Raw genomic sequence first — 23,313 nt, 5'->3', positions numbered from 1 at the left:
GCGGGTGCGGAGAGGTCCCGGCCTGATCGGCCGGGACGGAGGGATCAGAACGAAACGAACGCCGCTTCTTCCAGGCGCGCGGCCTGGGCCGTGGCCGCCGGTCCGCCGAAACTGCGGGCGCGTGGTGCGCGCTGCATCGACGACGGCAGGCGCCGCGGTTGCGGGGCCTGCGCCGGCGTCGTGGTGCCGCTGGTGGTGAAGAAGCTCATGATGGTCTGCAACTGTTCTGCCTGGCTGCTTACTTCTTCGGCCGTGGCGGCCAATTCTTCAGCGTTGGCAGCGGATTGCTGTGTTGTCTGGCTGAGCTGAACGACCGCGGCGTTGATCTGGCCGACGCCCGTGCTCTGTTCCTCGGAGGCGGCGGTGATCTCCTGCACCAGGTCGGAGGTGCGGCGGATCGACGGTTCCATCTCGCCGAGCAGGCGCCCGGTGGTCTCGGCCAGGTTCACGCTGGTAGTGGCAACGTCGCCGATCTCGTGCGCGGCCACCTGGCTGCGCTCGGCCAGCTTGCGCACCTCGGCGGCGACCACGGCGAAGCCCTTGCCGTGCTCGCCCGCGCGTGCGGCCTCGATCGCCGCGTTCAATGCCAGCAGGTTGGTCTGGTAGGCGATGTCGTCGATGATCCCGATCTTGCGCGCGATCTCCTTCATCGCCGACACGGTCGCGCGGACCGCCTCGCCGCTCTCGGCGGCCTCGCGCGAGGCCTTGGCGGCCATGCCGTCGGTGACCTTGGCGTTTTCCGCGTTCTGCGCGATGGAGCCGGTCATCTGCTCCAGCGAGGCGCTGGTCTCCTCCACGCCGGCGGCCTGCTCGCTGGCCGCCTGGCTCAGCGACTGTGCGGTGGACGACAGTTCCTCGGCGGCGCTGGCCAGGGTGACGGCGTTGCCGTTGACCTCGTTGACGATGCTGGTGAGCTTGTCGATGGTGGCGTTGACGTAGCGCTGCATGTCGGCGAAGGCGCCCTCGTAGTGGCCCTGCACCTGGCGGCTGAGATCGCCCTCGGCCATCGCGCCCATCACCTTGATCACATCGCCGACGCTGCGCAGGTTGCCGCGGGTCTGTTCGATGATCTCGTTGATGAAGGCCTTCTTGCCCGGCAGTTGCGGCATCGGCGCGTCGAAATTGCCGCGGCCGAACTCGGCCACCACGCCCAGCGCCTGTTTCTTGACGGCGATGTGCGCGGCGACCATGCGGTTGATGGCCTTGCCGATCGCGCAGAACTGTCCGTCCAGGTGCGCGCAGTCGATCTGCACGTCGATGTCGCCCAGGTCGTGCTCCTCGGACATGCGCGCGATCTCGCCGATCAGGCGCTTGAAGTTGCCGCGCACCTGCTCGATGGTGTCGTTGATGAAGGCCTTCTTGCCCGGCAGCTGCGGCATGCCCGCGTCGAAGTTGCCGCGGCCGAACTCGGCGACCACGCCCATCGCCTGCTTCTTGACCGCGATATGGCTGCCGACCATGCGGTTGATGCCGTCGGCCATGCTGCGGAAGTCGCCCTGGAAGTGCGCGCTGTCGATGCTGGCGTCGATCTCGCCGGCATCGTGCTCCTCGGCGACACGGCGCATTTCGGCGATCAGGCCGAGCATGTTGCGCCGCACCTGCTCGATGGTGTCGTTGATGTAGGCCTTCTTGCCCGGGAACGCGGCCAGCGGCGCGGCGAAGTTGCCATGGCCGAACTCGCCCACGCAGTCGATCGCCTGCTTGCAGACGCCGATGTGGGCGCCGACCAGCTGGTTGATGTCGCCGGCCACGGTGCGGTAGGCGCCGCTGGACTGCGCGGCATCCAGCATCATGTCGCAGTCGCCGGCGGCGTGTGCGCGGGTCATGTGCGCGACGTCGGCCTGCAACTGCCGCAGCGGCCGCTGCGCGGCGAGCAGGGCCTGGCCGATCTCGCTGCCGCCGGTCGCCGCGTCCACGCGGTCCAGTTCGCCCTGCGCCAGCGCCTGCAGGCCGGTGCGGGCCAGCTCCAGCTCGCGCTGCGCGGCAGCGGCCGCCTGCTGTGCCGCGCGTACGCTGCGGCCCAGCAGCAGGCCGGCGACCAGTGTGGCCACGGCGACCAGGGTCCAGGCGAGGCCGCTGGCCAGCGGCAGCGCCAGCGCGGCGACAGCGGCGGCGGCGGGCAGGGCGACGGCGACGACGGCGGCCGTCGGCAGGGTGGCAAGGGGCGTCCGGTTCTGGGACATGGCGGCGATTCCTGGTTGATGGCGCGACGTAGGAATGACGGCGGGCGACGCGGCGGCTCAGGCCGCCAGCGATTCGGCGCCGGGTTGCAACTGGCCCAGCAGCGACGGCACGTCCAGGATCAACGCGACCCCACCGCTGCCGAGAATGCTGGAGCCACTGATGCCCTTGACCTGGGCGAAGACCTTGGAGAGCGGCTTGATCACGGTCTGCCACTCGCCGAGCAGGGTGTCGACCACCAGGCCGAACCGCTGCGAGCCCTGGCGGATCACCACGATGCTCTCGCGCGCCGGCGGCGCGCCGGCGATGGCGAACAGCGAGCGCAGGCGCACGTAGGGCAGCACGTTGCCGCGCAGGTCGATGTACTCGCTCTGGTAGTTCGGCGCGAACTCCACGCATTCCTCGACCACGTCCAGCGGCACCACGAACACCGACTTGCCGACCCCGACCTGGAAGCCGTTGATGATCGCCAGGGTCAGCGGCAGCCGCACCGAGATGGTGGTGCCGACGTCCTGCTGGCTGCTGATGTCCACGCTGCCGCGCAGCGCGGCGATGTTGCGCTTGACCACGTCCATGCCGACCCCGCGGCCGGACAGGTTGGTGACCTTCTCGGCGGTGGAGAAGCCCGGCTCGAAGATCAGCGCGAACACTTCGCGGTCCGAGAGCTGGCGGCCGGGTTCGATCAGGCCGCGTTCCAGCGCCTTGGCCAGGATCCGGTCGCGGTTGAGGCCGCCGCCGTCGTCGCTGATCTGGATGACGATGCTGCCGGAATCGTGGAAGGCGTTGAGCCGCACCGTGCCGCGCACCGGCTTGCCGCGCGCCTGGCGCACCTCGGCCGGTTCGATGCCGTGATCCATGGCGTTGCGCACCAGATGGGTCAGCGGATCTGCGATCTTCTCCACCACCGACTTGTCCAGCTCGGTGTCCTCGCCATTGACCACCAGCGCGATGTCCTTGCCCAGCTCGCGGGCGACGTCGTGGACCACGCGGTGGAAGCGGCTGAAGGTGCCGCCGATCTTGACCATGCGCAGCTGCAGCGCGCTTTCGCGCACCTCTTCGACCAGCCCGGCCAGGATCGAGGTGGACTCCAGCAGTTGCGCATCGCCGGTACGCTGGGCGTTGGCGCCGGTGCTGGCGACGGCGATGATCAGCTCGCCGACCAGGTCGATCATGCGGTCCAGCTTGTCGGCGTCGACGCGGATCGAGCCGCCTTCGCCGCGTGCGCCTGCGGCCTTGGCCGGGCTGGCGCTGGCGGCGGTGGCGGTCGCTGCCGCCGGCGTGCTGGCCACGGCGGGCGCGGCCGCAGCCGGCGCGTCGGCGCTGTCGAACCCGGCGAAATCGTCGGCACTGGCCTGGCTGCCGGCCTCGGCCACCAGCAGCGGCAGATCCAGGTTGGCCGCGTCGCCCTGCGGGTCCACCGCCAGCACCTGCAGGTCGCAGTCGTCGCGCACGAATTCGAAGATGTCCTCGATCGCGGCCTGTTGCGCGTCGCTGCGCAGCAGGATGTCGAAGCCCAGGTAGCAGGCCTCCGGGTCCAGGTCCGGCAGCGCCGGCACGCGGTCGTGGCGGGTGCGCACCGCTTCCAGGCTGCCGAGGCTGCGCAGGCAGCGGATCAGGTGCAGCGGCGAGTTGCCGAAGCGCAGCGCATCGGTGAACAGCTGCAGCGAGATCCGCCAGTAGCCGGTGTGCGCGGGCGCGGCGGGCGCTGCCGCGGCGGAGCCCGCCTTCGCCGCCGGCGTGGCAGCGGGTTGCAGGTAGGTCTGCAGGCGTTGCAGCAGCGGCGCGCCATCGGCGGTGAGCGTGGCTTCGTCGGCCTTGCCGCCGGCCGCGGCTTCCACCAGCGCGCGGATGTGGTCGCAGCAGGCCAGCATCAGTTGGATCAGCTCCGAATCCAGCGCGACCGCATGCTCGCGCACCAAGTCCAGCACGCTCTCCACCACGTGGGTGAAGCCGACCAGTTGCGCCAGGTCGAACAGGCCGCCGGAGCCCTTGATGGTGTGGGCGGCGCGGAAGATCGCGTTGACCGCATCGGGGCCGGCTATGCCGCGCTCGGCTTCCAACAGGTTGCGCTCCATGTCCTCGAGCAGGTCGCGGCTCTCGGCGATGAAGGTCTGCAGCAATTGATCCATGTTCATGTCGTGCTGCCGATTAGTGAAGGGTGTCGTCGCCGACGCGCTCGAACGCGTCGTCCAGGCCGAGCAGGGCCAGCGCATCGCCGACCGCGGTGCTGCAGCCTTCGAGCTGGAACGGCCGTCCCAGTGCGCGCAGTGCCGCCTGGGTGGCCAGCAGCAGTTGCACGCCGGTGGCGTCGATGTCGGTCACCTCCTGCAACTGCAGGCGCAACCCGCCGGGATGTTCCAGCGCGGGCAGCAGCAGCGGCTTGAGTTCGGCCGCACGGCGGATGGTCATGTCGCCGTCCACGATCAGCTGCAGCGGCGGATCCTGTTCGTCGGGGGGCGTCGAGCGCATGGCGGGTCTCCGGCAGGGAAGTGGGAAAAGCCGGTGTCGCCGGCTTCGGTAAGAGCGATATCGGCGCGGACAGGAAATATTTAGAAATATTTAGCGCGCGTGAAGCATTTGTCTCCCACACCGAACGCAAGCCTGAGTGGTTCAGACCAACGCAAGATGCGCATCCCACAACGGTTTCGGTGCAGTGGGCATCCAGGTCTCTTGCACGTGCTGTGCCAATCGCGGCAGCGTGTGAAGACGTCAAAAAAGCCGCGCAAGGCGCACCGTCGGTCTTCACGTGAAGACCGTTGCATGTGGGGTTGCGCATGCTGCAGCGGCGCCGTACGCCGCCGCATGTGGCCGCTGGTCGGAACGAGACGGGCGAGCGCGGCCCGTGTGCGGCGGCGGCGCGTGTGCGACGACGCGGGCGAACGCGCTCGCGTCGCTCAGCGGGGCGACAGCGCGGTCAGCAGCCCGCGCGCGGCATTGAAACGGTCGGCCGCTTCCGGCAGCGGCAGCTTGAGCTTCAGCTTGTCCGGGCCATCCATCGCGTACAGCCTGGGCTGCTTCTGGATCATCTGGATGATGGTCATCGGGTCCACGTTGGGCTTGGCCTCGAACACCAGGCGTCCGCCGTGTTCGCCCAGTTCCAGCTTGCGGATGCCCAGCGCATTGGCCTGCAGCTTCAGTTCGGCGATCGCGAACAGGTGCTTCACCGGATCCGGCAGCAGGCCGAAGCGGTCGATCATCTCCACCTGCAGTTCGCGCAGGCCGTCGCTGTCGCGGGCGCTGGAAATGCGCTTGTACAGGGTCAGGCGCGTATGCACGTCGGGCAGGTAGTCGTCGGGGATCAGGGCGGGCACATGCAGTTCCACTTCGGCGCCACGCACTTCCTCGCCGGCGTCCAGGTCAGGCAGCTTGCCCTGGCGGATGCTGCGCACCGCGCGTTCCAGCAGTTCGGTGTACAGGCTGAAGCCGACCTCGGCCATCTGCCCGCTCTGGTCCTCGCCGAGCAGTTCGCCGGCGCCGCGGATCTCCAGATCGTGGGTGGCCAGGGTGAAGCCGGCACCCAGTTCGTCCATCGAGGCGATCGCATCCAGGCGCTTCTGCGCATCGGGGGTGATGCTGCGCCGGTCCGGTACCAGCAGATAGGCGTAGGCGCGATGGTGCGAACGGCCGACGCGGCCGCGCAACTGGTGCAGCTGCGCCAGGCCGAAGCGGTCGGCGCGGTTGATGACGATGGTGTTGGCGTTGGGGATGTCGATGCCCGATTCGATGATCGTGGTCGACAGCAGCACGTTGAAGCGCTGCTTCTGGAAATCCAGCATCACCTTTTCCAGTTCGCGCTCGGGCATCTGCCCGTGGGCGATGCCGATGCGCGCCTCCGGCACCAGTTCGCTCAGCTCGCGCTGCATGCGGCCGATGCTCTCCACGTCGTTGTGCAGGAAGTACAGCTGGCCGCCGCGCGCCAGTTCGCGCTGGAAGGCCTCGCGCAGCAGCGCGTTGTCCCACTGGGTGACGAAGGTCTGCACCGCCAGCCGGTTCGGCGGCGGCGTGGCGATGATCGACAGGTCGCGCAGGCCGGCCATGGCCATGTTCAAGGTACGCGGGATCGGCGTGGCGGTGAGGGTCAGCAGGTGCACGTTGGCGCGCAGCGCCTTCAGCGCCTCCTTCTGGCGCACGCCGAAGCGCTGCTCCTCGTCGACGATGACCAGGCCCAGGTCCTTGAACTTCACGTCCGGCTGCAGCAGGCGATGGGTGCCGACGATCACGTCGATGCTGCCGGCGGCGACCTTCTCCAGCTCGGCCTTGATCTCCTTGCTGCTCTTGAAGCGCGACAGCACCTCGACCTTGAGCGGGTAGTCGGCGAAGCGGTCGCGGAAGTTGCGGTAGTGCTGTTCGGCCAGCAGGGTGGTCGGCACCAGCACCGCCACCTGCTTGCCGGCACTGGCCGCGGCGAAGGCCGCGCGCACCGCGACCTCGGTCTTGCCGAAGCCGACGTCGCCGCACACCACGCGGTCCATCGGCTGGCTGCTGGCCAGATCGCGCAGGGTGGCGTCGATCGCGGCCAACTGGTCGGGGGTTTCCTCGAACGGAAAGCCGGCGGCGAACGGTTCGTACATCGCCCGGTCCACCTGCAGCGCCAGCCCGGCGCGGGCCTGGCGACGCGCCTGGATCTCCAGCAGCTCCGCGGCCACGTCGCGCACCTTCTCGGCGGCCTTGCGCTTGGCCTTGGTCCATTGCTCGCCGCCCAGCGAATGCAGCGGCGCCGTCTCGGCCGAGGCGCCGGAGTAGCGGCTGATCAGGTGCAACTGCGCGACCGGCACGTACAGGCGGTCGCCCTTGGCGTATTCGATCTCCAGGAACTCGCCGGGCATGCCGCCGGCATCGAGCACGATCAGCCCGCGGTAGCGGCCGACGCCGTGGTCCTCGTGCACGATCGGCGCGCCCTCGGACAGCTCGCCCAGGTCGCGGATGATCGCTTCCGGCTCGCGTCCCACGCGGCGGCTGCGCCGCGGCTGGCTGGCGCGCTCGGGGAACAACTGGCGCTCGGTCAGCACCGCGATGCGCGGCTCCTCCAGCGCGAAGCCGTCGTCGAGCGGCGCCACGGCAATGGCAAAGCGTGCAGCATCAAGCCCCTCTCCCTTCGGGAGAGGGGTTGGGGTGAGGGTCCGACCGCTAGTGGAGCTCGTTTGCGCAGCCGTGGAACTTGCCGAAGCACCCGCCTTCCTTGTCCCCGACCGCGCGAGCGCCACACCCTCATCCGCCGCTTCGCGCCACCTTCTCCCGGTGGGAGAAGGGAGGAATGCAGCAAAGTTCGGCAGCACCTCCGGCTTCAATTCCGCGGCTGCCAACACTTCCAGCAGCGCCTCGCGGCGGCCCGGCGAATCGGCCGCGATCAGCACCCGGCCAGGGTAGTGATCGAGGAAGCTCTTCAGCGCCGCGCCCGGCGCGGCGTCCTTGGCCGCCACCGGCAGCGGCGGCAGCGGCTGGTCGCCCAGCGCCTGTGCTTCGTCGATGCGCGGGTGGTCGGCGGCCCACACGTCGATGCGCGGCAGCCCGTTGAGGCGTTCGCGCAGCGCGTCCGGCGCCTGGTACAGCTCTTCCGGCGCCAGCAGCGGGCGTTCCACGTCGTGGCGGCGTTGCTCGTAGCGGGCCTGGGTCTGCGCCCAGAACGCGTCGGCGGCGGCGCCCACGCCCGGGGCGATCAGCGGCAGCACGTGCTCGCCCAGGTAATCGAACAGGGTGGCGGTGGCCTCGCGCGCGCCGCTGCTGCGCGTCTCCTGGAAGAACAGCGGCAGGTAGTACTCGATGCCCGACGGCGCCAGCCCGGCCTTCAGGTCCTGGTACAGCGCGCTGCGTCGGGTATCGACGTCGAAACGTTCGCGCAGCGCGGTCAACACCCGTTCCACGCTGGCATCGTCCATCGGCACTTCGCGCCCGGGCAGCATGCGCACCGCCTGCACATGGTCCAGCGAGCGCTGCGATTCCGGGTCGAAGGCGCGGATCGAATCGATGTCCTCGTCCAGCAGTTCGATGCGCAACGGCGCGTCGGTGCCCATCGGGTACACGTCGAGCAGGCCGCCGCGCACGGCGAAATCGCCCGGGTCCATCACCTGCGGCACGTTGCGGTAGCCGGCGCTTTCCAGCCGCCGTTTCTCCGCATCCAGGTCCAGGCGCTGGCCCACGCGCAGGTCGAAACTGCCGCCGACGATGTAGCGCAGCGGCGCCACCCGCTGCATCAGCGTCTGCACCGGCACCACCACGATGCCCTGGGTCAGCGTCGGCAGCCGGTGCAGTGCGGCCAGGCGCTGGCTGACGATGTCCGGGTGCGGACTGAACTGGTCGTAGGGCAGGGTTTCCCAGTCCGGGAACGGCACCACCGGCAGGCTCGGATCGTCGCCGAGCAGGCTGTGCAGGTCGGCTTCGAGCTGATGCGCGCTCTGGTTGTCGCGTGCGACCACCAGCAACGGCCCGCGGTGCGCGGACGCGGCGCAGGCGATGTGCCAGGCCAGGGCGGTGGAGGACGCGGGAGCGCGCCAGTGCGCGCGGAGCTGGCCGGACTTGGGCAGCGGCGGAACGGGGAAGGGAAGGGGCGGCATGGACCGTGGAGTTTAGCAAAGCCGGATGCCGCGACCGGCGCGGCGCAACCCGGGAAACGCCGCGCGCCGGTTGGCGGCGCGGGAGGGAATGGCGGAGAGTGGTTCGGTGCGCGGGGACTCAGCTACCCAGTTCCAGCACCACCCGCACCAGGTCCGGATTGTCCGGATGCGGCATGCGCTGGAAGCCCAGCGATTCGGCCAGCTGCAGCATCGGCACGTTGCGCTCGAGCACGTCGCCGTAGAGCCGGTCCAGGTACTTGCGGCGCGCCCACTTGACCAGCTTGCGCATCAGCTGCCGGCCCAGCCCTTGCCCGGAGACGAAGCTGCTGACCAGGATCGCGTACTGCGCCTCGCGGGTGCCGGGGTTGATCGCCGCGCGCGCCACCGCGCCGACCACGGCCTCGCCCGGCGGCAGCGGCTCGGCGGCGACCAGGATCAGTTCCGACTTCGGATTGGGGTGGGTGAGGCGTTGCGCCATGTCTTCGGTCAGTTCCTGCGTCGAATGCAGGAAGCGCTCGCGGATCTCGGTCGGCCCGAGCAGGCCGAAGGCACCCTGCAGCGGCGCGCTGTCCTCCGGCCGGATCGGCCGGATCAGCAATTCGCGCCCACTGGGCAGGGTGAAGGTTTCATGCCACGGAGGCATGCGGTTGCGGGTAGCCATGGCCGGATGATCCTCGACGAAGCCTGGATTCTCGCATTACCAAAACCTTACGCCCGTGAACGCAGCGTCCTGCCGATGTGCGGTTGGGGTGGTCTTGCTAGAGTGACGCTTCGTTCAAGGGAATGCACGACGATGAAGACATCGCATGCCGTGGCCGTCTCCGCGGCGATCGGGCTGGGCCTGGCCGCGCTGCTGGTGGGGCTGCTGGTGGGCGGTGGCAGGTGGCTGCTGCGCGCGCAGCACCACGACGCGCCGACCGCCATCACCGCCGCTCCAGTCGCCGATGCGGAGCAACTGGCGACGCAGGCATTGGCGCCGTACCAGCCGCGCCTGCAGGCCACGCGCCGGCCGGTGCTGCAGGTGCAACTGCAGCCGATGGCGCAGGACGATCGCCTGGCCAGCAAGGTCGGCGGGCGTCCCTATTGGACCGGGGACAGGCCGTATCCGCACGCGGCCGACGGCCAGCCGCTGGCGCTGCTGGCGCAGATCGACCTGGCGCGAATACCGCCGCTGCCCGGCTATCCGCGCCAGGGCATGCTGCAGTTCTTCATCGGCGGTGACGACGACTTCTACGGGGCCAACTTCGGTGGTGCGCGCAGCGACCTGGCCGCGCTGAGCGAACAACGCAATTTCCGCGTGGTGTACTGGCCGCAGCCGAAGGCGTCGGCGCGGCAGGCCGAAGTGCCGTTGCTGGCGGCCGACACGTTGCCGTTCGATCCGGCGCGGCCGCGGGCGATGCGGTTCGACGCCGGCGAGGAAACCATCGGCAGCAACGATGTGCGCTTCGAGCAGGTGCTGGGCACGCCGCTGGAGGAGGTGGCCGCCGCCTACGCCAGGCGCCACGCGGTGTCGCAGGATGCGGTGGACGACGCGTTGTACGACGTGCTGAGCCGTGGCGGCAACAAGCTCGGCGGCTACCCGGAGTTCACCCAGCAAGACCCGCGTACCCTGCAGGACAAGCAGGTGCTGCTGCTGCAGTTGGACAGCGACGAGGAGATGATGTGGGGCGACAGCGGCGTCGCCAATTTCTTCATCGATCCGGACGACCTGCGGCGCGGCGATTTCAGCCGTGTCGCCTACCACTGGGACTGCTTCTGAGCGCGCGCACGCCGCGGCGCCGGCACCTCACGCCTCGCGCTTGAGCCACTCCAGGCGCGTGCTGGCGCCGGCCTCGCCCAGGTGCGCCTTCAGCGGCGGCAGCGCCTGCGCCAGCGCCTGCTCGAACTGCCAGGGCGGATTGAGCAGCAGCATGCCGCTGCCGTTGAGCCGCAGCGGCGAATCGTCCGGACGCACCTGCAGTTCGGCGACCAGCGCCGAGGCCACCGGCAACGCCGCGGCCTTGCGGAAGAACGGCTGCAGGCTGCGGCGCTGCTTGATCGGATACCACACCGCGCACACCGCCTGCGGCCAGCGGCTCAGGGTCTCGCGCAGCGCGGCCACGATCAGCGGGTACTCGGCGTCCTGCGCCTCGTAGGGCGGATCGATCAGCACCAGCCCACGGCCGATCCGGTTGGCCCCGGACTTCGGCGGCAGGAACGCCTTGATTGCCGCATAGCCGTCGCCGGCGTGCACCTGCACGCGGCGGTCGTGGGCGAACAACGCCTTGAGTTCGGCGGCTTCCTCGGGCTGCAGTTCGCAGGCGGCCAGCCGGTCCTGCGTGCGCAGCGCCTGTGCCACCAGCAGCGGCGAGCCGGGATAGGCGACCAGGGCGCCGACCGGATTGTCGGCCTGTACCGCGCGCAGATAGCGCTCCACCACCTCCGGCAGGGTCGGCTGGCCCATCAGCCGCAGCACGCCGGCGACCGCCTCGCCGGTCTTGCGCGCCTCGCTGGCCGCAAACAGGTAGCGGCCGCGCCCGGCGTGGGTATCGAGCACGAAGAACGGGCTGTCCTTGCGCTTGAACGCATCGAGCAGCGCCAGCAGCACGATGTGCTTGAGGACGTCGGCATGGTTGCCGGCGTGGAAGGCGTGGCGGTAATTCATCCGCGCAGTGTACGGGGCGCCACGTCGGCCGGCCACGCCTGCCGCGATGCCGGCAGGGCGTCTCCGCAGCCGCGGTACACTAGGCGGGCGGCCGCTCGCGGCCGCGGCGCTTTCCGGACCTGGGGCCGGATGGCGTGGACGATTGGGCCTGTGCACCCGGGCGCAGGCGTCGTCGCAGCGTTCGGGTGCGCAGTGCCGATGCCAGACGGGCGGTCGGCGAGTGCCACGGTCTGCATGTCGATGCCTTCTTCCCTGTTGCTCGGTGTTCTTGCACTGGCACTGCCGTTCGCCGCATTCGGCACCGCCCGTGCCGAGCCATCCAGCCCCCGCGCGGCACAGGCTGCGGCGTTCGATGCGCTGATCGAGGATGTCGGTGCGCACGGCAAGGACATGGCCGCCGACGAGCAGGCCTACCGCGTCGCGCATGCGCGGCTGCAGGCGCTGCTGCCTGCCGGCGACCCGGTGCGGCGCGCGCGCCTGGACGCCTTCGACTGCCAGCATTTTCCGCAGGGTCCGGCCGCGGCGGTGGAGCAGGCGCGGCGCGGCGCGCGCGGCGCGATCGCGCGCACCCATGTGCAGGTCCGGCTGGAGTACCTGCTGTGCGAAACCTATGCGCTGTACAACGACGGCCAGCGCCCGGCCTATCTGCGGCCGACCACCACGATCCTGGCGCTGACCGATGCGCACCGGTTCCCGCGCCTGCGCGCGGCGGCCCTGCGCATGCGTGCCTTCGCCGAGCGCGACGCCGGCCACTACGCGCAGTCGCTGCGCACCTTGCAGGAACTGCGCGCGCTCGACGCGCGGCGCGAGGGCGGCTGGGTGGCGCTGCTGACCCTGATCGGCATCGCCGACGCCTACCTGGACATGGGCCTGCCGGACCTGTCGCAGCAGGTCGTCGCAGAGGTCCTGCAGCGGGCCAGGCAGGGCGATGGCGGCTACATGCAGGCGCTGGCGGTGGAGCGCGAAGGCGCTGTCGCCGAGCAGCGTGGCGACCTGCCGGCGGCGCTGGCCGCCTATCTGCGCGCGGCGGAACTGCATGGCCGGCATCCGCAGGAAGGCTCGCAGGCGTCGTTGCTGCTGCGCGCGGCCCGGGTCAACGCGCTGCTGGGCCACCTGCCGCAGGCACGCGCGCAGCGGCAGCAGGCCGAGGCGCAACTGGTCGCGATGGGCGCCACGCGGCTGATGCGCGCGCGGCGCGACTACGTGGACGCGCTGATCGCCGAACGCAGCGGCGATGCGCGGGCCGCACTGGCGCTGGTCGAGCGGGCCGAGCAGGGCTACCGCGCCAACGGCGACCTGCGCAGCCTCAGCGACGTGCTCGACCTCAAGGCCACCGCCTTGCGCGCGCTGGGCGCCTGGCGCCAGGCGCTGGATGCGCGCGAGGCGCAGATGCGCGTGCAGCAGGAACTGGACACGCGCATGCAGCGCGAGCAATCGCAGTTCCTGATCGCCGAGTCGGAAAGCCGCGAGCGCGACCTGGCGGCGCTGCAACTGGCGCAGAAGGCCGAAACCCAGCGCAACCGGCTGCAGGCGATGGAGCGCGAGGCAACTCTGCGGCGCGCGTTGCTGGGCGCGGCGCTGCTTTTGCTGGCGGTGCTGGGCGGCGTGCTGTTCCTGACCCTCGGGCGCCTGCGCGGCGCCCGCCGCGAAGTGCGCATCGACAGCCTCACCGGCGTCGCCTCGCGGCGCCAGGTCCTGGCCGAACTCGACACCGCGCTGGCGGCGCTGCCGCGCGGCGGGCGCATGCCCCTGTCGGTGCTGGCGCTGGACGTGGACCACTTCAAGCGGATCAACGACGAGCACGGCCACGCCGCGGGCGACCAGGTGCTGCGGCTGGTCGCCACGACCCTGCGCCAGCGCCTGCGCAGGAGCGACAGCTTCGGCCGCACCGGCGGCGAGGAGTTCCTGGCGTTGCTGCCCGGTGCGGCCTGCGCCGAGGCAAGCCAACTGGCCGGACAACTGCGCGAGGTGCTGGAACGGCAGGCGTTCGACGCGATCGTGCCGGGCCTGCGCCTGACCGTCAGCATCGGCGTCGCCGAGGCCGGCGCAGGCGAGAGCAGCCAGGCGCTGCTGGCGCGCGCCGATGCGGCGCTGTACCGGGCCAAGCACGGTGGCCGCAACCGGGTGGAACTGGCGGCGCCGCCGGGCGCGGCCAACGTGCGCGGCAGCGATCGCTGACGCCGGCCTGTACGCGCCGCACGCCACACAGGCTGCCGCGGCGCCCGCGCGGCGGCTATGCTGCGCGCCATGTCCACGCCTGCCGCCGCCTGTGTCCTCGTGGTCGAGGACGAATCCGCCATCGCCGACACGGTGCTGTACGCGCTGCGCAGCGAGGGCTACGCGGTGCGGCATTGCCAGCTCGGCCGCGAGGCGCTGGCGCAGCTGCGCGAGGGCGGCATCGACGTGTTGGTGCTGGACGTGGGCCTGCCGGACCTGAGCGGGTTCGAGGTGTGCCGCACGCTGCGCGGCTTCAGCCAGGTGCCGGTGCTGTTCCTGACCGCGCGCAACGAGGAGATCGACCGTGTGCTCGGCCTGGAACTGGGCGCCGACGACTACATGGCCAAGCCGTTCTCGCCGCGCGAACTGGTCGCACGGGTGCGGGCGCGGCTGCGGCGCCCGGCGGTGGTGGTCGGCGATGCCGACGCCGGCTGGCAGCAGCACGGCGATTTCGCCATCGACCGCGACGGCCGCCGCATCCGCTGGCAAGGCGTGGTGCTGGACCTGACCCGCTACGAGTACGCGCTGCTGGCGGCGCTGCTGCAGCGGCCCGGCGCCATCCTCAGCCGCGCGCAATTGATGGACCGCGGCTGGGACAGCAGCGCCGACAGCACGGACCGCACGGTCGATACCCACATCAAGACCCTGCGCGCCAAATTGCGCGCGGCCGGCGCCGTCCACGACCCGATCCGCACCCATCGCGGCCTCGGCTACGCGCTGGAGGCCTGAGGTGCGGCTGGGGCTGAAGCTGTTCCTGGGCTTCTTCCTGATCGTCGGCGTGGCCGCCTTCTTCGTGATGCGGGTGTTCGTCAACGAGGTCAAGCCGGGCGTGCGCCAGGCGATGGAATCGACCCTGGTGGACGCGGCCAACGTGCTGGCGCAGATGGCCGCGCAGGACCTGAAGGACGGGCGCATCGCCAGCGGCCGCTTCGCCCGCGACCTGGCCGCGGCGCAGCGGCGCGATCCGCGCGCGATGGTCTGGCGTTTCCCCAAGCACAGTGTCGACTACCGCGTCACCCTCACCGATGCGGCGGGCGTGGTGGTGTTCGATTCGCGGGGGCAGGACATCGGCCGCGACAACTCGCGCTGGAACGACGTGTACCGCACCCTGCGCGGCGAGTACGGCGCCCGCTCCAGTCCCGAGGCCGACGGCGACCCCAACCACACGGTGATGCACGTGGCCGCGCCGGTCTACGACCCGGCCGAGCCGCAGCGGCTGATCGGCGTGCTGACCCTGTCCCAGCCCAACCGCAGCATCGAGCCGTTCATCGTCGCCAGCCAGCGCAGCATCCTGTTGCGCGGCGCCTGGCTGATCGGCATCTCGGCGCTGATCGGGATCCTGATGACCTGGGGCCTGCTGCGCGGTATCGGCCGGCTCAACCGCTATGCGCAGGCGGTCAGTGCCGGTGCGCCGGTGCCGCCGCCGCCGCCGCGCCGCGACGAGATCGGCGATCTCGGCCGCGCGCTGGAGACGATGCGCCGCAAGCTGGAGGGCAAGCAATACGTCGAGCAATACGTGCAGTCGCTGACCCATGAGATGAAGAGCCCGCTGGCGGCGATCCGCGGCGCCGCGGAGCTGCTGCAGGAGCCGCTGCCGGAGCCGGAACGGCAGCGCTTCGTGCGCAACATCGCCGAGCAGCAGCAGCGCCTCACCGAGACCATCGACAAGCTGCTGGCGCTGGCCGAGGTCGAGCAGCACGGCTGGCTGCAGCGCCGCGAACCGGTGGCGCTGGCGCCGCTGTGCGCCGACCTGGCCGAAGCGCTGGCGCCGCAACTGCAGGCGCGCGGACTGCAGCTGCAGGTGCAGGCGCTGGATCCGACCCTGGTGGTATCGGGCGATCCCTATCTGCTGCGGCAGGCGCTGCACAACCTGCTCGACAACGCCATCGCGTTCTCGCCGGAGGGCGCGAGCATCGTGCTACGCGCCGAGCGCGGCGCCGATGCGCGCGTGCTGCTGTTGGTGGAGGACGCCGGTCCGGGCGTTCCCGACTACGCGCTGGAGCGGGTGTTCGAGCGCTTCTATTCGCTGGCGCGTCCGGCGACCGGCCAGCGCAGCTCCGGCCTCGGCCTGCCGTTCGTGCGCGAGGTGGCGCGCCTGCACGGCGGCGACGCCAGCCTGCGCAACCGCGACGGCGGTGGCGCGGTGGCCTGCCTGGCGTTGCCGCTGGCCTGAGCCGGGCCGATTCGCGCGCGGGTGCGCCGAGGCGGCCTGCCGGCGTTCCCGCGTCGGGACTGAAGTCCCTCCCACAGTGGGGCGCACACCGCGTCGCAAGTACGCCGGCTTTCCAATCCCCATTCCCCATTCCCCGCACTTCACACCCACTTCAAATTCGCCTCAAACCGCGCCCACGCAGCGGTCGCATCCTGGCGCCCTCCCAAACCGAGAGGCCGCCATGAAATCCCTGAAGCTGCTGTTGCGATTCGCCACCATCGGCGGATTGATCCTGTTGTTGCTGATCCCGCTGATGATGATTCGCGGCACCGTGCAGGACCGCCAGCATTACCGCGACGAGGCGGTCGAACGGGTGTCGCAGAGCAAGGCCGGCGAGCAGCGCCTGCTTGGGCCGCTGCGGGTGATCCCGTGGACCCAGGAGCGCGACGTCGCGGTGCTCGACGCCGACGGCAAGCGCGTGACCAAGCGCGAGACCGAGACCGGCTACGTGCTGCAGGCGCCGCGGCGGCTGCAGGTGGAGGGCGAACTGAAGCCCTCGCAGCGCCATATCGGCCTGTTCAAGGTGCAGGTGTACAGCTGGCATGCGCGGCTGAAGGCCGAATTCGAGGATCTCGACTACGCCGCTGCCGACGGTCGTCGCTACGGCACGCCGTACCTGGCGATCGGCCTGCAGGACGTGCGCGGCCTGGTCGGTACGCCCAACCTGCGCGCCGACGGCCGCGCGCTGCCGCTGCAGCCGGGATCGATGGGCCTGGCCGGCGTCTCCAAGGGCGTGCATGCCGTGCTGCCGGCGTTGCCCGACCCGCAGCAGGGTCGGCTGACCGATCTGCACGACGTGCAGATGGAGTTCGTGCTCGACGGCACCCAGGCGCTGTCGATCGTGCCGGTGGGCGACGACAACCAGATCGCGCTGAGTTCGCCGTGGCCGCATCCGCTGTTCGGCGGGCGCTTCCTGCCCAACGAGCGCCGCATCAGCGCGCAGGGCTTCCAGGCGAGTTGGGCGTTGTCGTCGCTGGCCACCGGCGCACAGGCGCAGGTCAGCGCCGGGGGCGAGGACCTGGATGCGCTGCGCGTGGATCTGGTCGACCCGGTGGACGTGTATACGCAGGCCGAGCGCGCCAGCAAATATGGCCTGCTGTTCGTGGTGCTGACCTTCGTCGCCTTCGGCCTGTTCGAACTGATCAAGCGCCTGCCGATCCATCCGCTGCAGTACCTGTTGGTCGGCCTGGCGCTGGCGATCTTCTTCCTGCTGCTGCTCAGCCTGTCCGAGCACATCCCGTTCTGGCAGGCCTATCTGGTCTCGGCGGTGGCCTGTATCGGATTGCAGTTCTTCTACCTGTCCGGGGTCTTGCGCAGCCGCCTGCGCGCGGCCGGCTTCGCCAGCATGCTCACCGTGCTGTACGGCGCGCTGTATGGCCTGCTGGCCTCGGAAGACAACGCCTTGCTGATGGGCTCGCTGCTGCTGTTCGGCATCCTCGGCGCGATCATGTGGATCACCCGCCGGATCGACTGGTACGAACTCGGCGCGTCGCTGCGCTGAGCCATCGCGAGGAGATCGGGACATGGTCGCGCACCGTCATCTGCATCGGCGTCTGCAGGCGCTGCTGCCCGCCGCCCTGGAAACCCATGGCCTGCACCCCGGCAACCTGCCGGCGACGCTGGCGCGCAGCGCGCAGGCGGCACTGGTCACCGCCGCCGACCGCGGCGGCGCCCTGTGGCTGCGCCTGAGCGAACGCAGCCGCGCGGCCCTGGCCGGCGACGCGGCGACGTTCCTGGCCAGCGCACTGCAGGCGCGTGCGGCCTTGCCGGGCGATGCCGCGCCGTGGCGCTACTGCCCCTGGCGCGCGGTGCGCCGCGATCCGGCCCGGGCTGCCGCGGAGGACGCCAGCGGCGTGTCGGCGGCGGGTTTCGTCACCTGGGAGGCGCAAGGCCGCGCGCGCCTGCTGGTCTTGCCGGCACAGGCGGCGCTGCTGTGCCGCTGGTGGCGATGAGGTCGGGTGGCCGTGCCGATCGCCGCTACAGCGGGGCCGGATCGACATCGGCCATCGACGACAGGAACACCGGCGGTGGCAGGACGCCACCGCCGGTCACAGGACGGGCAGGACGCTCATGCAGGGATGCGGCAGGGACGTGCACGCAAGGACATCGCCAGGCAGTGCAAGGAAGCGCAAGCATCACAGGACGGGCAGGACGCCCCCGCAAGGAAGCGGCAAGGACGCACGCGCCAGGGCACCGCCAGGCAGGCAGCGCCAGGGAAACGCTTGCGGTAGAGTGCACGGATGCACTCTCCGCTCTCCATTCAGCGCCTGCGCGGCGCCGGGATCGTGCCGTTCCTGGACGCGGTCGCGCAGCTGCGCATCGTGGTGTTCCGCGGCTGGCCGTACCTCTACGACGGCGACTTGGGCTACGAACGCGACTACCTGGCCGCCTACGCCGCCTCGCCGGACAGCGTGTTCGTGCTGGCACGCGACGGCGACCAGGTGGTCGGCGCTTCCACCGGGCTGCCGTTGCTCGACGATGCCGAGGCGTTCGCTGCGGCCTTCGCCGGCAGCGAGATCGACCCGGCCGGGGTGTTCTATTTCGGCGAGTCGGTGTTGTTGCCGCAGTACCGCGGCCGCGGTGTCGGCCATGCCTTCTTCGACGAGCGCGAGGCGCATGCGCGCGCGCTCGGCCGCTTCCGCCTGACCGCGTTCTGTTCGGTGGAGCGGGCGTCCGACGATCCACGGCGGCCGCCGGATTACCGCGGCAACGACGCGTTCTGGCGCAAGCGCGGCTACCAGCCGCAACCGGCGTTGCGCATGCACCTGCCGTGGAACGAGGTCGGCCGCGGCGAAACGCCGCATACCCTGGGTTTCTGGACCCGCGCGCTGGAGCCTGCCGCATGAAAGTCGCCGTCGCCAAATACCCGATCGGCGCGCCCGCCGACTTCACCGCCTTCGCCGACAAGCAGGCCGCGCTGCTGGGCGAGGCCGCGCAGGCCGGCGCGCAATTGGCGGTGCTGCCCGAGTACCTGTCGCTGGAACTGGCCGCGACTTTCGGCGCCGCCGTGTCGGCGCGGCTGCCGGCCTCGCTGGCGGCGATCCAGGCGCTGCATGCGCCGTACCTGGCCTTGTTCGCCGACCTGGCACGGCGCCATCGCCTGCACGTGGTCGCCGGCAGCTTCCTGCTCGACGACGGCCAGGGGCGCTACCGCAATCGCGCGTACTGGTTCACCCCGGACGGCGGCCACGGCTGGCAGGACAAGCTGCAGCTGACCGGCTTCGAGAAGGCCACCGGCCTGATCGACGGCGGCCAGGCGCTGAAGGTGTTCGAGGCCGAAGGCGTTCGCGCCGGCGTGGCGGTCTGCTACGACAGCGAGTTCCCGCTGCCGGTGCGCGCCCAGTACGAGGCCGGGGCGCGCCTGCTGGTGGTGCCCAGTTGCACCGACACCGAGGCCGGCGCCACCCGCGTGCGCGTGGGCTGCCTGGCGCGGGCGCTGGAAAACCGCATCTTCGTGGCCCAGTCGGTGACCGCCGGCGTCGCCGAGTGGAGCCCGGCGCTGGACGTGAACACCGGCGAGGCCACGCTGTACGCGCCGATGGACGCCGGCTTCCCCGCCGACGGCATCGTCGCGCAGACCCGCGGCGAGCAGGTCTGGGCGATCGCCGAACTGGATTTCGCCGCGTTCGAGGCCAGCCGCGCCAGCGCCCAGGTGGCCAACGATCGCGACTGGCGCGGGCAACTGGCGCCCGCCGTGGTGCGCGCGGAACTGAGTGGGTTCGCGTAGAGCGGGATTTCGCGCCGTCAGCGGTCCGCCCTGGCGTGGCAGGTCCTGTCCCTGGGGAAAATGCTGCTCGTACCAATCCCGAATCCCCAATCCCGAATCCCGCGCGCCGGCAGCCGCCTGCTCGGCAGGGTAAAATCGCCCGATTCCCGTCGTTTCGAGCGTTCCATGGCCTGCCGCACCCGTTTTGCCCCCAGTCCCACCGGTTATCTGCACATCGGCGGCGCGCGCACCGCGCTGTATTGCTGGCTGGAGGCGCGCCACCGTGGCGGCGAATTCGTGCTGCGGATCGAGGACACCGACCGCGAGCGCAGCACCCAGGCGGCGATCGATGCGATCCTGGAAGCGATGGAATGGCTGGGCCTGGACTACGACGAGGGCCCGATCTACCAGACCCGGCGCCTGGACCGGTATCGCGAGGTCGCCGAGCAGTTGCTGGCGCAGGGCAAGGCCTATTACGCCTACGAGACCCGCGAGGAACTGGACGCCATGCGCGAAGCGGCGATGGCGCGGCAGGAAAAGCCGCGCTACAACGGCGCCGCGCGCGAACTGAACCTGCCGCACCGCGACGATCCCAACCGGGTGATCCGCTTCAAGAACCCGACCGAGGGCGTGGTGGCGTTCGACGACCTGATCAAGGGCCGCATCGAGATCGCCAACAGCGAACTGGACGACATGGTGATCTTCCGTCCCGACGGCTACCCCACCTACAACTTCGCGGTGGTGGTGGACGACTGGGACATGGGCATCACCGAGGTGATCCGCGGCGACGACCACATCAACAACACCCCGCGGCAGATCAACATCTACCAAGCGCTGGGCGCGCCGGTGCCGAAGTTCGCGCACATGCCGATGATCCTCGACGAGCAGGGCGCCAAGCTGTCCAAGCGCACCGGCGCCGCCGACGTGATGCAGTACAAGGATGCCGGCTATCTGCCGCACGCGCTGATCAACTACCTGGCGCGGCTGGGCTGGTCGCACGGCGACCAGGAACTGTTCGGGCGCCAGGAGCTGATCGACCTGTTCGACGTCAAGGACGTCAATTCCAAGGCCGCGCGCCTGGACATGGCCAAGCTGGGCTGGGTCAACCAGCACTACCTCAAGAGCGACGACCCGGCGACGATCGCGCCGCAGCTGGAGTTCCAGTTGCGCAAGCTCGGCATCGACCCGGCCACCGGCCCGGCCGCGGCCGAGGTGGTGGTGGCGCTGCGCGAGCGCGTGCAGACCCTGAAGGAAATGGCCGAGAAGGCCGAAGTCTGGTATCGCCCGCTGACCAGCTACGACGACGCGGCGGTGGCCAAGCACTTCAAGCCGGGCGCCGAACTGGCGCTGGGCAAGGCCCGCGAACTGCTGGCCGCGCTGCCGCAGTGGAGCCTGGACGGCGTCGCCGCCGCGCTGCACGACACTGCCGCCGCCCTGGAGATCGGCATGGGCAAGGTGGCGCAGCCGCTGCGCGTGGCCATCACTGGCACCCAGGTCAGCCCGGACATCTCGCAGACCGTCTACCTGGCCGGTCGTGAAGAGGCCTTGAAACGCATCGATGCCGCGCTCATCAAGATCCCAGCGGGAAGCTGATTCCCGGGAGACCGCCATGTCCAGCAAGAAGACCGCCTGCACCGAGCCGCACCACCACGTCCACGACGCTGCCGACTTCGTCAAGGTGGTGGAGCGGGTGAGCCGCGAGCGCGGTCTGCGCCTGACCCCGATCCGCGCCAACGTGCTGCGGCTGATCGCCGAGGCCGGGCGCCCGGTGAAGGCCTACGACCTGCTGGAATGGGTGCGCGAAGGCAAGGGCGTGGGCGCCGACGCGCCGCCCACCGTGTACCGCGCGCTGGATTTCCTGATGGCCAACGGCTTCGTGCACAAGCTGGAATCGGTCAACGCCTTCGTCGCCTGCCACCACCCGAGCAGCGCCCAGCACTCGGTGCCGTTCCTGATCTGCGACCGCTGCCACAGCGCGGTGGAACTGGAAGACCGCGACGTGGTCGCGCAACTGGAGCAGCGCGCCAAGGCGCTGGGCTTCCAGCCACAGGCGCAGACCCTGGAAGTGCACGGCCTGTGCGCGAAGTGCGCGGGTTGAGCCCTGTCGACATCGACGAGGCGCATTGCCGATGCCTGCAGGACGGATGAAGGCGACGAACGACTGTCCTCACGCGTCTGTTCGACCGGCAGCGTCTGCGGATGGAGATGTTTCGCCTGCGGCGCTGTTCCGGTTGGTCTTGGGCCCTTCGTCCCGCCGACGCGGGTCGGTCTGACGGAGCGGACAGCGCTGCCGCGCCTGGTCCTGAGCGCGCGTCTTAGGCGCTTGCGTGTGGCGACGGCGTCTTCGCGCCCCATAGCGCATAGAACAGCACGTACAGTTCGCAAATCGCGGTGAGCAGGAACGCCCGCTGCAGGCCGACGTGATCGGCCAACCATCCCTGCATCAGCACCAGCGCGCCGCCAGCGATGGCCATGATCAGCAGGCCGGAGCCTTCTTCGGTGAGCGGGCCCAGGCCCTTGATGCCGAGGGTGAAGATGGTCGGGAACATGATCGAGTGGAACAGGCCCACCGCGATCAGCGACCACATCGCGACGTGACCGGTACTGAACACGGTCAGCAGCATCACCGCGAATGCGCCGACCGAGAACAATGCAAGCACGGTTTCCGGCCGGATCATGCGCATCAGCGCGCTGCCGGCGAAGCGGCCCACCATCATTCCGCCCCACAACAGGAACAGATAGTGCGACGCCTGTTCGTGGGTGAGGTTGCCGATGTGCGGCTGCGACACGAAGTTGATGAACAGGTTGGACACGCCGATCTCGGCTATCAGGTAGATGAAGATCGCCGGGATGCCGAGCACCAGGTTGCGATGCCGCCACAGCGAATGGCTGGCGCGCTGCTCGCCGGTGGCGCGTTGGGTGGACTGGCCGAGCGCGGGCAGCTTGAAGCGGGCGATGACCACGGCCAGCACCACCAGCGCCACGGCGACTATGAGATAGGGCAGCTGCACCGACTGCGCGTCGGCAAGACGTTCGGCCTGGGTCAGCACCGCATCGCCCTTGGCGGTGCCCGAGGCCGAGCGGCCGAGGATCAGGTAACCGCCGAACAGCGGCGCCAGCGTGGTGCCGACCGAGTTGAACGCCTGCACCAGGTTGAGCCGCGCCGAGGCGGTGTCCGCGCTGCCGATCACCGCGACGTAGGGATTGGCAGCGACCTGCAGCAAGGTGATGCCGCTGGCGATCACGAACAACGCGCCGAGGGTAATGCCATAGGAGACCAGGCGCGCAGCGGCGATCATGCCCAGCGCGCCGAGCGCCATGATGCACAGTCCGATCACCAGCGCGCGTTGGTAGCCGATGCGTTCGATCAGCTTTGCCGACGGCAGCGAGGCGAAGAAGTAGGCGATGAACCACACCGATTCGATCAGCGTGGCCTGGGCGTAGCTCAGCTCGAACACGCTGCGCAGATGCGGCAGCAGCGTGTTGTTGATGACGGTGATGAAGCCCCACATGAAGAACAGCGAGGCCAGCAACGACAGCGCGGTGCGGTAGGACGGCGCATGCCCTGTACACTGGGCGGAAGGTGAGAGCGGAGCCGTCGGCCCCATCGGTCCTGCCATGCTCGGGTTCCTCTGTGCGGTTGCGATGTCTTCGGCAGCGCATCTGCCGTCATGTCACCGGTGGGCGCCGGCGCAGGGCGAGGATAGGTGGCCGCCGCCGCAGTCGACCAATGACTTAAATCGCGGCGAACATACGCATATTGCAATGCTGCGCTGCAGTGACCGGCGATGTGCAATCCGCA

Annotated in this window: 17 protein-coding genes; 10 read left to right on the top strand and 7 right to left on the bottom strand. The window is 70.1% G+C overall.

Annotated features, from left to right (window positions below; genetic code table 11):
• Positions 1-44: 44 nt before the first annotated feature.
• The 5 genes from J7357_RS10915 to J7357_RS10895 form a co-directional block, all read right to left on the bottom strand.
• The gene (locus tag J7357_RS10915) at positions 45-2,183 is read right to left on the bottom strand and encodes a methyl-accepting chemotaxis protein (protein ID WP_209246393.1); all 2,139 of its coding nucleotides are present in this window, start codon (positions 2,181-2,183) and stop codon (positions 45-47) included.
• A gap of 57 nt (positions 2,184-2,240) precedes the next feature.
• Positions 2,241-4,316, bottom strand: coding sequence for a chemotaxis protein CheA (locus J7357_RS10910; protein WP_209246391.1), 2,076 nt, complete (start codon positions 4,314-4,316; stop codon positions 2,241-2,243).
• 13 nt (positions 4,317-4,329) lie between these two features.
• A complete protein-coding gene (locus tag J7357_RS10905; protein WP_010343460.1) occupies positions 4,330-4,650 on the bottom strand; it encodes an STAS domain-containing protein in 321 nt (106 codons plus the stop codon).
• 425 nt (positions 4,651-5,075) lie between these two features.
• Complete coding sequence (gene mfd, locus J7357_RS10900; RefSeq protein ID WP_209246389.1) at positions 5,076-8,732, bottom strand: transcription-repair coupling factor; 3,657 nt, start codon at positions 8,730-8,732, stop codon at positions 5,076-5,078.
• A gap of 118 nt (positions 8,733-8,850) precedes the next feature.
• Entirely contained in the window at positions 8,851-9,393 is a 543-nt protein-coding gene (locus tag J7357_RS10895) for a GNAT family N-acetyltransferase (protein ID WP_017909572.1), read from the bottom strand.
• A 132-nt stretch (positions 9,394-9,525) separates the two neighbouring features.
• Here J7357_RS10895 and J7357_RS10890 point away from each other — a divergent pair, with 132 nt between their 5' ends.
• Positions 9,526-10,491: a YwqG family protein gene (locus J7357_RS10890; protein ID WP_209246387.1), complete on the top strand. Its 966-nt coding sequence runs from the start codon at positions 9,526-9,528 to the stop codon at positions 10,489-10,491.
• Between the two features lie 27 nt (positions 10,492-10,518).
• Here J7357_RS10890 and rlmJ read toward each other — a convergent pair whose 3' ends face one another.
• Positions 10,519-11,376: a 23S rRNA (adenine(2030)-N(6))-methyltransferase RlmJ gene (gene rlmJ, locus J7357_RS10885; RefSeq protein WP_209246385.1), complete on the bottom strand. Its 858-nt coding sequence runs from the start codon at positions 11,374-11,376 to the stop codon at positions 10,519-10,521.
• A gap of 240 nt (positions 11,377-11,616) precedes the next feature.
• Between rlmJ and J7357_RS10880 the strand changes: the two genes are divergently transcribed.
• The 9 genes from J7357_RS10880 to J7357_RS10840 all read left to right on the top strand — a co-directional run bounded on the left by J7357_RS10880 (position 11,617) and on the right by J7357_RS10840 (position 21,609).
• Entirely contained in the window at positions 11,617-13,554 is a 1,938-nt protein-coding gene (locus J7357_RS10880) for a GGDEF domain-containing protein (protein ID WP_209246382.1), read from the top strand.
• Positions 13,555-13,611: 57 nt separating this feature from the next.
• Positions 13,612-14,322 (top strand): two-component system response regulator CreB, encoded by a 711-nt coding sequence (gene creB, locus J7357_RS10875; RefSeq protein ID WP_209246381.1) that lies wholly within the window; start codon positions 13,612-13,614, stop codon positions 14,320-14,322.
• A gap of 1 nt (position 14,323) precedes the next feature.
• Complete coding sequence (gene creC, locus J7357_RS10870; RefSeq protein WP_209246379.1) at positions 14,324-15,766, top strand: two-component system sensor histidine kinase CreC; 1,443 nt, start codon at positions 14,324-14,326, stop codon at positions 15,764-15,766.
• A 220-nt stretch (positions 15,767-15,986) separates the two neighbouring features.
• A complete protein-coding gene (gene creD / locus J7357_RS10865) occupies positions 15,987-17,306 on the top strand; it encodes a cell envelope integrity protein CreD (RefSeq protein ID WP_041500348.1) in 1,320 nt (439 codons plus the stop codon).
• Between the two features lie 22 nt (positions 17,307-17,328).
• Entirely contained in the window at positions 17,329-17,757 is a 429-nt protein-coding gene (locus J7357_RS10860) for a hypothetical protein (protein WP_209246377.1), read from the top strand.
• Positions 17,758-18,045: 288 nt separating this feature from the next.
• Positions 18,046-18,651 (top strand): GNAT family N-acetyltransferase, encoded by a 606-nt coding sequence (locus J7357_RS10855; protein ID WP_209246375.1) that lies wholly within the window; start codon positions 18,046-18,048, stop codon positions 18,649-18,651.
• The gene (locus tag J7357_RS10850) at positions 18,648-19,532 is read left to right on the top strand and encodes a carbon-nitrogen hydrolase family protein (RefSeq protein ID WP_209246373.1); all 885 of its coding nucleotides are present in this window, start codon (positions 18,648-18,650) and stop codon (positions 19,530-19,532) included. The genes J7357_RS10855 and J7357_RS10850 overlap by 4 nt, the downstream gene beginning before the upstream one ends.
• 165 nt (positions 19,533-19,697) lie before the next feature.
• Positions 19,698-21,104, top strand: coding sequence for a glutamate--tRNA ligase (gene gltX / locus J7357_RS10845; RefSeq protein WP_209246371.1), 1,407 nt, complete (start codon positions 19,698-19,700; stop codon positions 21,102-21,104).
• A 16-nt stretch (positions 21,105-21,120) separates the two neighbouring features.
• Positions 21,121-21,609 (top strand): transcriptional repressor, encoded by a 489-nt coding sequence (locus J7357_RS10840; protein ID WP_010343476.1) that lies wholly within the window; start codon positions 21,121-21,123, stop codon positions 21,607-21,609.
• A gap of 217 nt (positions 21,610-21,826) precedes the next feature.
• On the opposite strand, the gene J7357_RS10835 is transcribed toward J7357_RS10840, so the two are convergent.
• On the bottom strand, positions 21,827-23,131 hold the full coding sequence (locus J7357_RS10835; RefSeq protein WP_209246369.1) for a sugar MFS transporter: 1,305 nt from the start codon (positions 23,129-23,131) through the stop codon (positions 21,827-21,829).
• Positions 23,132-23,313 lie beyond the last annotated feature (182 nt).

The organism is Xanthomonas sp. D-109 (assembly GCF_017746095.1).
In the GTDB taxonomy this organism is placed as follows: domain Bacteria; phylum Pseudomonadota; class Gammaproteobacteria; order Xanthomonadales; family Xanthomonadaceae; genus Xanthomonas_A; species Xanthomonas_A sacchari.
The sequence above is the reverse complement of the archived record's forward strand: the minus strand, read 5'-3'. Positions and strand labels throughout refer to the sequence as shown.